Source organism: Dawidia soli (genome assembly GCF_018598185.1).
Classification (GTDB): domain Bacteria; phylum Bacteroidota; class Bacteroidia; order Cytophagales; family Cyclobacteriaceae; genus Ohtaekwangia; species Ohtaekwangia soli.
Map to the genome: position 1 here is coordinate 15,575 of NZ_JAHESC010000046.1, position 13,829 is coordinate 29,403.

Consider the following 13,829-nt stretch of genomic DNA (forward strand, 5'->3'; position numbering starts at 1 on the left):
AAAAACGAAACAGATCATGACGCTTACCAAATTATTTACCGGTGCCCTGGTGGCATTGATGCTGGCCGCCTGTGGCGGGGGGACTAAAAACGAGGCGGCTTCGGCCGATACGACGGCGACGGTGCCGGCGGACGCTACCGCACCCGAGGCGGTGCCCGATGCCCAGGCTGACACCACCGCGGTGACGGCCCTGACGTATGTGACCTCTTTTAAAGTCGCGACACCCGAGAAAATCGTATTGGAACAATATGCCTCCATCTCGGGAGAAGGTACCGAAGCCCCACAGAAGACTGTGGAGATCACCGACGGTGCTGCGCTGGCAGAGATCGTTGCGCTGGTCAACAAGCTGCCGGACTCGGGTCAGATCATGGTGAAGTGGGCCGAGGTACCCGTGCTTCGTGTGAAGCTGGTATATGCGGAAGGCTCACAGTACTTCTCGTTCTTCCAGCAGTCGGTGAAGACGCCGGCGACGAACTTCTATGCCGGCAAGAAGCCTGCTGAAGAAAAGCAGCTGTATGACCTGCTGGCAGCCAAGCTGGCACACTAATTCACAACAGCCGGCCCGTATCTGTGGCCGGCTTTTTTATTTCGCAAAATCTGAATAGTCATGTATAGAAAAATCATTGCAATGTTTGCGTGCGCCGCGGCCCTGTCTGCCTGCAGCACCAAGGACACACCGCATTCGGCGACTGTGCAAAAGACCGACCTGGTCAATCCGTTCATCGGGACGGGTGGTCATGGGCATACCTTTCCGGGGGCGACGGTGCCGTACGGCATGGTACAGCTCAGCCCCGACACGCGCCTGCAGGGGTGGGATGCCTGCTCGGGTTACCACGCCTCGGACAGTGTGATCCTGGGCTTTTCTCATACGCACCTGAGCGGCACGGGTATCGGCGACTATGGGGATATACTCTTCCAGCCGGTCACGGGAGAAAAAGACGAGCACTGGACACAGGGCGATGCCACCACGCCGGGCTACCGGTCGTTTAAGACCCCCGGCTCGGAACATGCAACGCCGGGTTATTATACCGTACAACTAGCCGACTATGGCGTGAAAGCCGAAGTAACGGCCACGGCCCACGCCGGGATGCACCGCTATACCTTTCCCGCCGATAGCATACCGGGCGTGATGCTCGACCTCAGCCATCATCTTCAAACGCAACAGAACCTTCTCAATCGCCTGGTGAAGGTCAATGACCGGGAGCTGCGCGGTGTTAAGATCACCCGTGGCTGGGCAAAAGAGCAGCGCGTGTATTTTCATGCGGTGTTCTCAGAACCCTTCGAGCTGGAAATCGTCACGGAACCGCTGCCGCCCGGAGGCATCGATGACCTCCCCACAAAGGCCATCAAAGCCCGGATGCTGTTTAAGACGCTGGCCGGCAAACCGCTCCTCGTCAAGGTGGGCATCTCGGCCGTGGACTACGATGGCGCGAAGAACAACGTGATGAATGAAATTGCCGATTGGGATTTTGACGCGATAAAAGATAAGGCCCGTCAGCAATGGGAGCAGTGGCTCAGCCGCATCGACATCAAGGGCGGCACGGATGACCAACGCAAGATCTTCTATACCGCGCTGTACCATACGGCCATCAGTCCCAATGTATATACCGACGTGGACGGCCGTTACCGCGGCATGGACCGGAAGATCCATCAGTCGCCCGCCGGCCAGGAAGATCACACCGTCTTCTCGTTGTGGGATACTTTCCGGGCGTTCCACCCGCTGATGACGCTCGTGAACGGTCCGCGTAACGAGTCGTGGATCCGCGCATTGTTGCAAAAATATGACGAGTGCGGTACGTTGGCGATGTGGGAGCTGTCGTCGAACGAGACGGGCACGATGATCGGCTATCATTCGGTGCCGGTGATCGTGGATGCCTATATGAAAGGGTATCGCAACTTCGACGCGGAGAAGGCGTATGCGGCGATCGTACAAGCGTCGACGTATGACACCACGGGTGTTTTCTTCCCTGGCAAAGATGTGCAACGTGCGGTGATGCCGCTGGCGAAATATTATAACGAGACACTCGGTTTTATTCCATGCGACAAAGAGAACGAGTCGGTGGCCAAGGCACTGGAGTACGCTTACAACGACTGGTGTATTGCTCAAATGGCCAAGGCGCTGGGCAAGACCGCGGATTATGAAAAGTATACGGAGCGCGGCAAGCGTTATGCCCGGTATTTCGACAAGGCGACCGGCTTTATGCGCGGCGTAAATTCCGACAAGTCGTGGAAGACGCCGTTCAGTCCGCGGTTCTCCAACCACGGCAAGAGCGAGTATGTGGAAGGCAATGCCTGGCAGTGGTCGTGGTTCGTACCGCACGATGTCGAGGGACTTGTGGCTTTGCAAGGCGGTAAGGAGCTCTTCATCAAAAAGCTGGACAGCCTGTTCTCGATCTCGTCGGAGATCGAAGGGGAAAACAAGTCGGACGATATCTCCGGTCTGATCGGTCAGTATGCGCACGGCAACGAGCCCAGCCACCACATTACCTACTTCTATAACTATGTAGGTCAACCCTGGAAGACGCAGGAGCTGGTGGACGAGATCCTTACCACACTATATTTCAACAACGAGAACGGCCTGTCGGGCAATGAGGACTGTGGGGCGATGTCGGCCTGGTATGTCATGAGCGCGATGGGCATTTACCAGGTAGCGCCGGGGGACCCGCGTTATACCCTGGGGCGTCCGTTGTTCGACGAGGTGACGCTGCACCCCGAAGGGGGCAAGCCGTTCACTATTCGTGCTGTGAACAACGGCCCGGCGAACAAATATGCCAGTAAGATCACCCTCAATGACCAGATACTCACTACACCTTTTATCACTCATGAAGACATTGTCAAAGGCGGCACGCTGGAGTTTACCATGACAGCGACGCGGCCTGCGGCAGAGTAAGCAGAAAGTTCAGATGGAGTGGGACGCACGGGTACGCTCACTGGACGTTGGCGACAACGCTTAAAAAGCCGCATCGTAAACGATGTGGCTTTTTTTGTACCTTTGGTAAGGCTTAATCCTTATAACTTGTGAAATATTTCTTAATCCCTGGTATGCTCGTTTTGAGCGGTTTTTGCACCGTTTATGCTCAAGGTGAATACCGGCCCGGCTATCTGGTGACGACCGCGCAAGATACGCTGCGGGGCTTTATTGAATATCGTTGGAACCGGAGTCCCCAGAAGATCTCGTTCAGAGCTACTTTGGAGGGAGCGGACAGAATCTATACACCGTTGGACATACGTGCATTTTCAGTCGTGGGGGATCGGTATCAAAGTGCTATTGTTCAAATTGAGACGAGTCCCGTGTCGCTTGCGAACATGAGCGATACGAGTGTGCCACAACTGGAGACGGATACCGCTTTTATACGGGAAGTGATTACCGGGGAGAGAAGTTTGTATCGTCATTATCCGGAAGGAGCAAAAGGCAAAAACCTGTTCTACATATCCAATAATGGGCAATGGGAATTGCTGGTGCATAAACCGTTCAAGCAAGTGCAGGGTGGGGCGGTACGCGTTGCCAATAACAATCGCTACATCAGTCAGCTGTCTTCCTACCTGCAGGGTTGTCCGACTATTCAAAAGAAAACCCGCAAGCTTCGTTACGAGGAGAAAAGTATCGAGCGTCTTTTTCTCGCGTACTACGCGTGTACGACAACGAAGCCGGCGTACGAAAACGACACTAAAAAGTATCTGCTGGAGGCTGGCATATTGGCAGGCGGGATCAATACATCGCTGGACTTCAAGACAAACGGAGTATACTCTCCCCTCGCACATACCTCGTTTTCGCGGGATTTTTCAGTTGGCGGCGGGTTATTTCTGGACGTGATACGCCGGCGCAACGAAGGTAAATGGTCGCTCAATAACGAGCTGTTGTATACGTCGTATAAAACCGAAGGTGTGTTCTATTTTCGAAACACGAGTGAAGAGAATTATGAGCGTTCGCGCTGTTTACTGGAGTATTCTTATCTGAAGCTCAATACGATGATCCGCTTTAAATATCCGGTGGGTAGCGTCTACCTGTTTGCGAACGTCGGGATTTCCAATGGCATTTCAGTGCGTAAGTCGGACCGGGAGATATACGAATCAAGGTTGAATGGCCCGGTTCAATCGGAAGAAAATTCACTCTTTCATGGAGGAGACCACGGATACGAGCCCGGATACCTGGGAGGGCTTGGCGTGAAGTACCAGCGGTTCTCGTTCGAGACGCGCTATGAACAAACGACGGGAATGTTAGCGTTTGGGGACAAGCCGCTCCGATCGAAGGTCGAGAGAATGGCGTTCTTATTATCGTACCGGTTGACGAAGCCGAAGGCCTAGTTTGTACCTTATAAATAAGGTCGTTAACCCGACCTTTCGGTTCTTGATAGGAGACGCTATACTTCCGTCGGTGTACCCTACATTTTCCATTTAACGGAATTATTAGAAAAATGTCCCACAGCCACCACGTTAGGCCGGTAAAATATAACGATGGGTCCAAAAGTTTGATCGTCACGCGGTGCGCGGACGAGTATAGTATAAATTCAAGTTGACACTTTCAGGGGGTATCCGGGTGCGCAAACGGGGTGCGGCAGCTGAAAGATTTCGGGAACGGTTTCTTGGCGTCATGGGAGATATTTACCGCCTCATACTTAACAAAACAATATGATGGCCATTTTACTGAAACGCGTGTGTGTGCTGTTCCTGCTACTCACGAGCCTGGCGCAGGCGAATGCGCAACTGAGCCGCCTGCGGGCGGATGGTACCCGGATCGTCAACGAGGCGGGGCAAGAAGTGATCCTGAAGGGGGTCGGCCTGGGCGGCTGGCTCTTACAAGAGGGATACATGATGAATCCCAGCGGTGGCGGCACCCAGGGGTCGTTTAAGAAACGCCTGTACGATCAGGGGCAGACTGAAGCGCAGGTGGAGGCATTTTACCAGGCCTGGCGCGATAACTTTATTACACAGGCCGACATCAATTGGATTGCCGACCAGGGCTTCAACTGTGTGCGGATCCCCATGCATTACGACCTGTTCCTGACACCGGCGCAGCGTACCGTGCGTCACAATGTGATCCGCAACGGCAACAACTACCAGACGTATGTGAACTCTCTTACGACGTGGTATAACAACAACGAGCTGTTCGTCGATCCGAACCTGGAAGGTTTCCGCACGCTGGAGAACTGCCTCAACTGGTGCGCGGCCCGTGGCATGTATGTGATCGTCGATCTGCACGCCGCCCCCGGTGGTCAGGGTAAAGACTGGAACATTGCCGATCTGCTGGTGGAAAACGACCTGTGGAACCGTGCAATCTTTCAAAACATGACGGTGCGTCTGTGGGAGAAGATCGTAAGCCGCTATATCAACAACAACACGGTGGCTTTCTGGGATCTGATCAACGAGCCGAATGGTGTGCCGCAAAACCAAATGATCCATTCGCTTAAAAACCGTCTGGTCAACTCGATCCGTGGTCTCGGTGATACGCACTTGATTATGATCGAAGGGAACGGCTTTGGTAACAACTACGATTATCTCGAGCCATTCACATTCGACAATCGTTCGAACCTGGTGTACAATGCGCACCGCTATTGGATCCCGCCGGGCGACGACAATATTCGCGATGGCAACCCGAACCAGATCAACCGCCTTATCAACCTGGTAGAGTTCCGCACGCGCCACAACGTGCCTGTGTGGGTAGGCGAGACGGGTGAGGACAGTGACGAGTGGCTGCGCCAGAATGTGGACAAGCTGAATGCCAACCGCATCGGCTATTGCCATTGGACGTATAAACGTACCAGCGAAACTCCCAACGCGGCGTTGCGTCGCATCATCGGCCCGCCGTACCTGACCTCGGGTGTGTCGGCGATGAATGGTGTATTGAACAACATCAAGTTCGCCAATACGGTAGTAAACAACGGTCCGTTGGCAGCGGTGGATCCGCGTCGCCAGCCTTTGTCGACTGTATGTAGTGGTGCCTATGCGACAGTGCCGGCTACGATCCAGGCGGAAGGCTTTTGCGCGGCGCAAGGCATCCAGGTAGATGCAACGACCGATGCCGGCGGTGGTCAATATGTAGGGTGGACGGAGGTAGGTGACTGGTTGGGTTACCGCATCAACGTACCTGCCGCGGGTACCTATACCATCGCGTATCGCGTGGCCAGCCAGAACGGCGGCGGCTCACTGCGCCTGGAGCGCTTTGGCGGCAGTGCTCAGTATGGCACGCTTTCGATCCCGGCCACCGGAGGTTGGCAGAGCTGGCAAACGCTGTCGCACACTGTGCAGCTGCCAGCGGGTCAGCAAGAGATCGGTATCGCGGTGACGGGTGCGGGCTTTAACCTGAACTGGATCCGTGTCGTGGGCGACAACAATAACCCGACGCCTACTGCCCCCATCGGGCAAACGATCTGGCTGCGTGGCACGAACGGCCAGTATGTAAGCAGCGAGAATGGTACACAAGCCATGCATTGTACACGGCCGGCGGCCGACGCATGGGAGCATTTTACGGTAATCGATGCCGGCGGTGGGAAGATCGCGCTGCAAGGCATGAGCAAATATGTGTCGTCTGAGAACGGCGTACAGGCCATGACCTGCAGCCGTGCGACCATTGGCGACTGGGAGCGTTTTGACTGGATCGTCAATGCCGACAACACCATCTCGCTGCGCGGCAACAATGGCATGTATGTATCGTCTGAGAACGGCGAGCAGGCTATGAACTGTAACCGTCCGACGGTTCAGGGTTGGGAAGTCTTCAACTGGGGCGTTGTAGGCGTTGCCCGTATGGCTGCGGCGGCACACGTGCCGGGTGAAATACAGGCTACTGAACAAGAATTGTCTGTATATCCGAACCCTTCAGCGGGGCAGATCACACTGAAGGTAGGCAAGCCTTCGCTTATCGAGATCCGGAGTGTTGCGGATGGCAGCACGGTCTTCACAGGTGAGGTGAAAGAAACCACGCAGGTGAAAAACCTTCCGGCGGGGATCTATACGGTTACCCTGAAAGAGGGCAACCGCACGCGTGTACGACGCATTGTTGTGGCACCGTAAAAATCAAGGCGTGGGAGTATTGATAGAGGGCTCCCACGCCTCTGTATTGTTTTAAGGTTACCGGAATGCCGATTTGTACAACGGGGTGTGATGGTATGATATAGTATTTAGCGTCCGCTTCGTTTCCTGTAAGATCGCGCGCCATAATTCTCGAATTCTTCTTCTCTTTCGGGTGGGATCCGCGCCAGTATGTTCCGATCCCGCTTTTATGTTTATGCCGTTGTTTCAGGGCATGTAAGAAAAACAGATAGAATCGCTGTGCCGACAACGGTTTCGGTTATTTTGCCAGTTCTCTCTACGAGCGGACATTAGCGGGTGGGAGTGGCGTTGGGCGAGACTGTGCGGCTTTTTTCTAGTTTTGCTGCTGTCTTTTTATAGACATATCTATTATAGTTCAAATCACTTCTATCTAACCTTTTACCACATCCATGTTACGATTACGTGTATTCGTTATTGTATTAAGCTTTTGGTCTTTTACGGCCTTTTCTCAAGCGAAGATCACCGTTGGCGACGCCTACGACGTGGTCGATGCGCCAAGCAAGTATTACTTTACTGAGAACGGCGAGATCATGACCGTGAAGGTCGCCAAGAAAGAGGTCATCATTCAGAAAATGAGCGCCAAGACGCTGAAGTTTCTGAAGGTGCGCTCGTATGACGACCTTCCGAAAGACTACATGCTGGAGTCTGTCCTGCAATTTAAGGATCACTACTACCTGTTCTACTCGTTGTGGGAAGACAAACAGGAACAGCTGTTTGCCCGCGAGATCGATTTTGCATCGGGCTCCTTTAAAGGTCCGGCGAAGAAGATCATCACGGTGAGCGAAAAGATCAGCGGAACGATGGTGAAGACGGGCTTTATGAGCATGGGCACTGCCGACAAATTCAGCTTCTTTTTCTCGTACGACAACAGTGCGCTGATCGTTCAGTACCGGCTGGTGCCGGAAAAGAAACGCGACAGCAAGAGCTACGACATCATTGGCATGCACGTGTTCGATCCCACGCTGAAAGAGAAGTGGGGTAACAAGGTGACGATGCCGTATACCGAAAAGAAAATGGATAACCTCGACTACTCGGTGGATGCCGCCGGTAACGTATACATGGTTGCCCGAGTTTTTAACGACGACACCACCGACAAGAAAGACGACAACGACAATCCCAACTACAAGATCGAGATCATGAAGATCGCTGCCGGCACCGGTAAGATCACTTCGAGCAAAGTAGACCTGGCCGACAAGTTCATCCAGCGTTTCTGGTTGTACGAGACGGCACAGGGCCCGATGATCGGCGCCGGATATTACAACAAGGGCAACGAAGCCAGCAGTGTGGACGGCATGATCCTGTTTAAGTTCAATACCGACGGCCGCGTGACCGATATGAAGACGATCGAGATCCCGGTAGAGATCCTGAACGAGTACGTCAGCAACAAGACGCGCCGTAAGAACGAGAAGAAGGAAGACGACGACGAGGCCGAAGCCACCAACATGGTGCTGAAAGATGTGAACGTACAGGATGACGGCAGCGTGATCCTGGTCGGAGAGCAAGACTATTACACCGTGCATTACTCGCGCTCGGGGAATATGACGACGACGTATTATGTGTACCACTACAACGACGTGTTGGTGTCGAAGGTTGATGCCAACGGCAAACTGGCATGGATGAAGAAACTGCCGAAGCGGCAGCAGGGTACAGCCGGCCAGGGTGGTATGTCGTACCGGTTCCTGTCGGGTGCGGGCAGCCACTACTTCCTGTTCCTGGACAACGAGAAGAACGTCGACCTGCCGAAGGACGAGCTGCCGGCGCGCCACATGGACGGCCAGGGCGGTTTCCTGATGTGCTACAAGCTGAACGACAAGACCGGCGAGCTGAAGAAGACGCAGATCCTGGATACGCGCGACGTGGAGGGTATGACCCTGCACCAATTCAAGCCGAGCCGTATGCTGGGCACAGCGCTTAACACACTGGTCTTTGAAGCATACAAAAAGAAGAAAGAAGACGTGCTCGTGAAAGTGGTATTGGATTAACCATTCCGATCCATAAAAAAGGCGTGGAGGCTATTGCTTCCACGCCTTTTTTTATGGCACATGGGTGTGGCAGGTTTACACCACGAGTCGTACGACCTTCTGGTCTTTATAGTCTTTTGCAAACGTGATGATGTTGCCATAGTCGGTAAACTCATCGGGGGCATGCATGGTGGTGAGCACGACGCTTTTCATGCCGGCACGCAACGCGGCCTCTACGCCTTTGGGCGAATCTTCAAACACGACACACGACAGCGGTTCGACGCCAAGAATGGAGGCTGCCTTTTCAAATACTTCGGGGTGCGGTTTGCTTTCGAGCACGTCGTGCGCGCTGACCACAGCCTTGAAGTATTTGCGGATGTCGAGGTTATCGAGTACAAAGTCGATATTGAACGGTATGGCAGCCGAGGCGATGGCCATGGGTATATTGGCGTGGTAGGCGCTTTCGAGGAAGTCGTGGAGGCCTGGCAGCAGCGTGAGGTGAGGTTTATAGACGGCCTGGTATTTTTCTTCCTTGCGTTGTGAGATGGCGGCGACTTCGTCGGGGGTAAAGCGGCCCACGCCAAATACGCGCGCGAGCAGCTCGTCGTTCTTGCCGTACATGTGGCTGCGTACTTCCTGGCGGGTCAGGCCTGCACCGAGGTCGTTGGTCAGCACATCGTACCAGATATCGAGGTGAAAGTGCATGTCGTCTATCATGGTACCGTTCATGTCAAACAGGAATGCTTTCATAGTTATTAGCGGGTTATTCTTTTAAAATTTATGTTGATAAATATCCATGCCATGGAGGCCATGGCACCGCACACGCAAAAGGTAACGGCCGTGTTGGCGGGGTCGTTGCCGTATAGCCACCCGGATGCCAATGCGCCCAGCAGGATCCCGAGCTCCATGGATATATATAAAGACGCCATACCGCGTCCGCGGTGGGTGGCATGTGCCAGGTCGGCGGTCCAGGCCAGCAGTGTGGGCGAGGTGATGCCTTGCGCAAAACCATACACCACGACACCGGCAATCAACATGTAGCGACTGTCGGCAAAGGCAATGATCAGCATGGCAATAGCGATAAAGGTTGCGGACACACGCAACACGGGCCGGCGGCCAAAACGGTCGGAGGCTTTACCGCCCAACAACCGAACCAGCAACGACGCTACTGTAAGATACGAAAATAGCAGCCCTTTGTTTTGCATCTCAAACCGTGCACCCAGGTCGGGCAGCAAAGTAAAGACGGCGCCGTAGGCATATGCCACGAGTGTCATGATAATGGCGGGTGTCAGTACCCGCGGCTCGAACAGGTCTGTGCGGCGCACTTTTAGCAGGCGGGGGTGAAAGCTGTGCTTTTTAGCGACGGTGTCGCGAATGCCCATCAAAATAAGGATCGATAAAATGGCGAATGCGGAGGAACAATAAAACATCACGTTCAATCCGAAGTGGTTGGCGAGTGTGCCGCCCAGGGCGGGGCCCGACGCCGAGCCGATGGATCCGGCGGTGCCTAACAGTCCCATGGCTTCTCCCCGGCGGTGCGCAGGAATAATATCTGACAGGTAGGCGGTCTGCCCGGTGGGCGTGAAGCCCGTGGAGAATCCGTGCACGAGGCGCAGCAACAGAAAACCCGCGATGGAAGTAAGGACAGGGTATACCAGACTGCAGAGACAACACACGACCGAGCCGACGACCATGACGGGTACGCGCCCCAGGGTGTCGGCCAGGCGGCCGCTGAACGGACGCGAGATCATGGCGGTGAGTGCGAAGAGGGAGATGATCAATCCTTTATGTTCGGCGCCACCCAGTTGGGTGAGGTAAGCGGGCAGCTCGGGGATGATCATGTTGAAGCTCGAGAAGAACAACAGCGAGCTGAGGCATACCAGCCAAAACTGACGGGTATATACACGCCCGCCGTCACCTGAGGCAGGCTTGGGCAGGTGAAAGGTGCCTGGGCCTGCCGCCGACTCGGGTTCGGAGACGGCGGCAGGGGGCTCAGTGATGGACGAACGGTCGGAGACCGTGGGGGTACTATTGTTCAACGCTGGTTTCTTGTGCACCCAGGAGGAATGCTTTTATAAAATCGTCGAGATCGCCGTCGAGCACATTTTGCGCGTCGTGGCGTTCCACGCCGGTGCGGGCATCTTTCACAAGTTTATAAGGGTGGAGCACATAGTTCCGGATCTGCGAGCCGAAGTCGATCTTCATTTTACCGGCTTCGATCTTGTCGCGTTCGGCATGGCGCTTCTCCATTTCCAACTGGTATAGTTTCGATTTCAGCATTTGCATGGCGCGTTCGCGGTTGGCATGCTGTGAGCGTTCTACCTGGCAGACGATGACGATGCCGGTCGGTTTGTGGGTGAGCTGTACCTTGGTCTCTACCTTGTTTACGTTCTGTCCGCCGGCACCTCCCGAGCGTGAGGTCTGGATCTCGACGTCGGCGGGGTTGACTTCTATCTGGATAGAGTCGTCGACCTTAGGATATACGAACACCGAGGCAAACGAGGTATGGCGTCGCTGGTTGGAGTCGTAGGGCGAGATGCGCACCAGGCGGTGCACACCGATCTCGGACTTGAGCTTGCCATAGGCAAAGGGGCCGTCGATCTCGAGCGTGGCGGATTTGATGCCGGCCACTTCGCCGCTTTGGTAGTCGATCTGCGATACGCCGTAGCCGGCTTTTTCGCCCCACATAATATACATGCGGTTGAGCATATCGGCCCAATCATTGCTTTCCGTACCACCGGCACCGGGATTGATCTCAACGACGGCACTGAGCTGATCTTCTTCCTTGCTCAGCATCTTTTTGAATTCGAGCTCTTCGATGGCGCGGGCGGTCTTGTCGTACTCACGATCAAGCTCGTCTTCGCCGACGTCGCCGGCCTCGTGGAATTCGCAGAGCACCTCGAGGTCGTCCATGAGCTTCGAGACGTTGTCGAAGGCATCGGTCCAGACCTTTTTGATGCGAATGTTCTTTAAGATTACCTCGGCCTGCTTGGGGTTGTTCCAGAAGTCGGCCTGTTGGGTGATGAGTTCTTCGTCTTTTACTTCGAGCGCCTTACGATCGTAGTCAAAGATACCTCCTCAAGGCGCTAACACGAGCCTTCAAATCTTTCAACTGGTCAGTTGTCATGAAGATTTTTTTTAGTTAAGCGGCAAATATAATGGTTAGTTCGGGATGGACAGGCGAAATGTTTTTTTGCTTGCGACGGGGGGTGCGCTGGATAGGACTTACATAGGGCTTTAGTAGGGCTTATGTAGGGCTTATGTAGGGCTTCAGTAGGGCGTAACCCGGGACTTGATTTTGGGGGCAATGACCCCTTTCCGCGGGCGTCTCCCGGAGGCTGGAGACTTGCGCCATGTTGCGCGGGTGCGTGTTCTGCGGGAAGGGTCAGGGATTGCCAGGGAACGCATTAAAAACTGCGTTGTTGGCGGCCACAAAAGCATGTTACGTGTAAAAACGTGCGTATGTAATTTTCTCCCATGGGCCGATAGAGTTTTAGTTGGTTACAACTTTTAGTAAAATATTGAAAAACAGGGGATAAGGGTGGTTTTTTAACGGCTGCACGATCTCCGCATACGATTTCGGAAAGAGCCTCAAGACAGTAAAAAATATTTAAAAAGGCAACCGTTCGTAACATTTAATTGGGTTAACGACCGTTTCCTGGAAAATTTTCGATTACATTTGCCCGAACTATGAAAAGTGATATAGCAAAATATAAACCTGTGGCGGGGCTCTTTTTAGAGGCTCTGATGCTGGTTTTTATCTTTGTTTATTCACAAGGTGCCCTTTCTCAGCAGCCCACCGACACGGGTGACATGCCGCTGAAAAGTGTACTTTCTTTTCACGAGATCAGCCTTCGCAACCATTTCTCTTCACACCCGTGTGACCAGGTGTTGTCGAAGTTTCCGATCACGGCAGGTTTGTTCCCACCCTTTGCACGAGACTTGTCAGGTGCAGCCTTAGCGTTGAGCAAGGCGTTGACTGTAAGTCATTTTGAACGGAGTATATTTTACGTGACGGCGACGGACAATGCTCCGTAAGGCTGTACGTTTACCGTATCATAACCTATCGCCGAGGAGGTCTTTCGGTTTGAAAGATTCCCGCCCCAGCACAATAATCTTACGCATTAAACGATTAGGCTAAGCGAGTGTTAGCCCGGCCGCTATGATTCCAGCCATTTTGCCTTTTGTCGACTTGTTTAATCCGGAGGCCATTATTCGGTTTGGGGGATTGGCGTTGTTGCTTTTTATCATCTTCGCAGAAACAGGGTTGTTCTTCGGTTTTTTTTTGCCGGGAGATTCGCTTTTGTTTATTGCAGGCCTGTTGTGCGAGTCGCAGCTTGAGATGTCGGTATGGTTGCTGGTCGTCCTGCTGGTGATCGCGGCGGTGTCTGGCACGACGGTGGGGTATGGTTTCGGCCGGTGGGCGGAGCGTTATTTAAAAAATAGGCGTGAAAATTTTTTCTATAAGAAGAGATATTTAGCCATGGCTCAGGAGTTTTACCAACGGTACGGCATGATGGCATTTGTGATGGGACGATTCCTGCCGGTGGTGCGGACGTTCGTTCCGATCCTGGCGGGCATGGTGCGTATAGCGTTTGGGAGGTTCTTTTTTTTCAACCTTGTAGGGGCCGCGGTCTGGATAGTTGTCATGGTGCTAGCGGGACACTTGCTCGGCAAACGGTTTCCTTCGATCATTGAACACCTGGAGATCATTGTCGCGGGCATGGTTTTAATAACCACCATCCCTTTAGTAATGTCGTGGTTAAGACATCGAAATATGACCGGAAAACAAAATTTGGATCAAAATTGACGAATAATTAA

The 13,829-nt window shown here is 53.6% G+C and carries 10 protein-coding genes; 7 read left to right on the top strand and 3 right to left on the bottom strand.

Annotated features, from left to right (window positions below):
- The first annotated feature begins 16 nt into the window (after positions 1–16).
- The 5 genes from KK078_RS24315 (at position 17) to KK078_RS24335 (ending at position 9,029) form a co-directional block, all read left to right on the top strand.
- Positions 17–547, top strand: a complete 531-nt coding sequence (locus KK078_RS24315; RefSeq protein WP_254092930.1) for a hypothetical protein — start codon at positions 17–19, stop codon at positions 545–547.
- A 60-nt stretch (positions 548–607) separates the two neighbouring features.
- The gene (locus KK078_RS24320) at positions 608–2,890 is read left to right on the top strand and encodes a GH92 family glycosyl hydrolase (RefSeq protein WP_254092931.1); all 2,283 of its coding nucleotides are present in this window, start codon (positions 608–610) and stop codon (positions 2,888–2,890) included.
- Positions 2,891–3,018: 128 nt separating this feature from the next.
- Positions 3,019–4,305 (top strand): PorT family protein, encoded by a 1,287-nt coding sequence (locus KK078_RS24325; protein WP_254092932.1) that lies wholly within the window; start codon positions 3,019–3,021, stop codon positions 4,303–4,305.
- A 324-nt stretch (positions 4,306–4,629) separates the two neighbouring features.
- Positions 4,630–7,008 (top strand): cellulase family glycosylhydrolase, encoded by a 2,379-nt coding sequence (locus KK078_RS24330; protein WP_254092933.1) that lies wholly within the window; start codon positions 4,630–4,632, stop codon positions 7,006–7,008.
- A 428-nt stretch (positions 7,009–7,436) separates the two neighbouring features.
- The gene (locus KK078_RS24335; protein WP_254092934.1) at positions 7,437–9,029 is read left to right on the top strand and encodes a hypothetical protein; all 1,593 of its coding nucleotides are present in this window, start codon (positions 7,437–7,439) and stop codon (positions 9,027–9,029) included.
- Positions 9,030–9,104: 75 nt separating this feature from the next.
- On the opposite strand, the gene KK078_RS24340 is transcribed toward KK078_RS24335, so the two are convergent.
- From KK078_RS24340 to prfB, 3 genes are all read right to left on the bottom strand, one after another.
- Positions 9,105–9,758, bottom strand: a complete 654-nt coding sequence (locus KK078_RS24340) for an HAD family hydrolase (protein ID WP_254092935.1) — start codon at positions 9,756–9,758, stop codon at positions 9,105–9,107.
- Positions 9,759–9,763: 5 nt separating this feature from the next.
- Entirely contained in the window at positions 9,764–11,047 is a 1,284-nt protein-coding gene (locus tag KK078_RS24345; RefSeq protein WP_254092936.1) for an MFS transporter, read from the bottom strand.
- A protein-coding gene (prfB, locus tag KK078_RS24350; protein WP_254092937.1) for a peptide chain release factor 2 occupies positions 11,037–12,135 on the bottom strand; the annotation gives its coding sequence in 2 pieces (ribosomal slippage) (positions 11,037–12,074 and positions 12,076–12,135; 1,098 coding nt in all). The genes KK078_RS24345 and prfB overlap by 11 nt, the downstream gene beginning before the upstream one ends.
- Positions 12,136–12,698: 563 nt before the next feature.
- Here prfB and KK078_RS24355 point away from each other — a divergent pair.
- Together KK078_RS24355 and KK078_RS24360 are read left to right on the top strand one after the other, a co-directional pair.
- Complete coding sequence (locus KK078_RS24355; RefSeq protein WP_254092938.1) at positions 12,699–13,046, top strand: hypothetical protein; 348 nt, start codon at positions 12,699–12,701, stop codon at positions 13,044–13,046.
- A 124-nt stretch (positions 13,047–13,170) separates the two neighbouring features.
- Complete coding sequence (locus KK078_RS24360) at positions 13,171–13,818, top strand: DedA family protein (RefSeq protein WP_254092939.1); 648 nt, start codon at positions 13,171–13,173, stop codon at positions 13,816–13,818.
- Positions 13,819–13,829: the final 11 nt, after the last annotated feature.

Excerpts from the sequence above, each read along its gene's own strand:
- KK078_RS24335 (WP_254092934.1), top strand. The coding sequence starts at position 7,437 with ATGTTACGATTACGTGTATTCGTTATTGTATTAAGCTTTTGGTCTTTT.
- KK078_RS24355 (WP_254092938.1), top strand. The coding sequence starts at position 12,699 with ATGAAAAGTGATATAGCAAAATATAAACCTGTGGCGGGGCTCTTTTTA.
- KK078_RS24360 (WP_254092939.1), top strand. The coding sequence starts at position 13,171 with ATGATTCCAGCCATTTTGCCTTTTGTCGACTTGTTTAATCCGGAGGCC.
- KK078_RS24320 (WP_254092931.1), top strand. The coding sequence starts at position 608 with ATGTATAGAAAAATCATTGCAATGTTTGCGTGCGCCGCGGCCCTGTCT.
- KK078_RS24340 (WP_254092935.1), bottom strand. The coding sequence starts at position 9,758 with ATGAAAGCATTCCTGTTTGACATGAACGGTACCATGATAGACGACATG.
- KK078_RS24330 (WP_254092933.1), top strand. The coding sequence starts at position 4,630 with ATGATGGCCATTTTACTGAAACGCGTGTGTGTGCTGTTCCTGCTACTC.
- KK078_RS24315 (WP_254092930.1), top strand. The coding sequence starts at position 17 with ATGACGCTTACCAAATTATTTACCGGTGCCCTGGTGGCATTGATGCTG.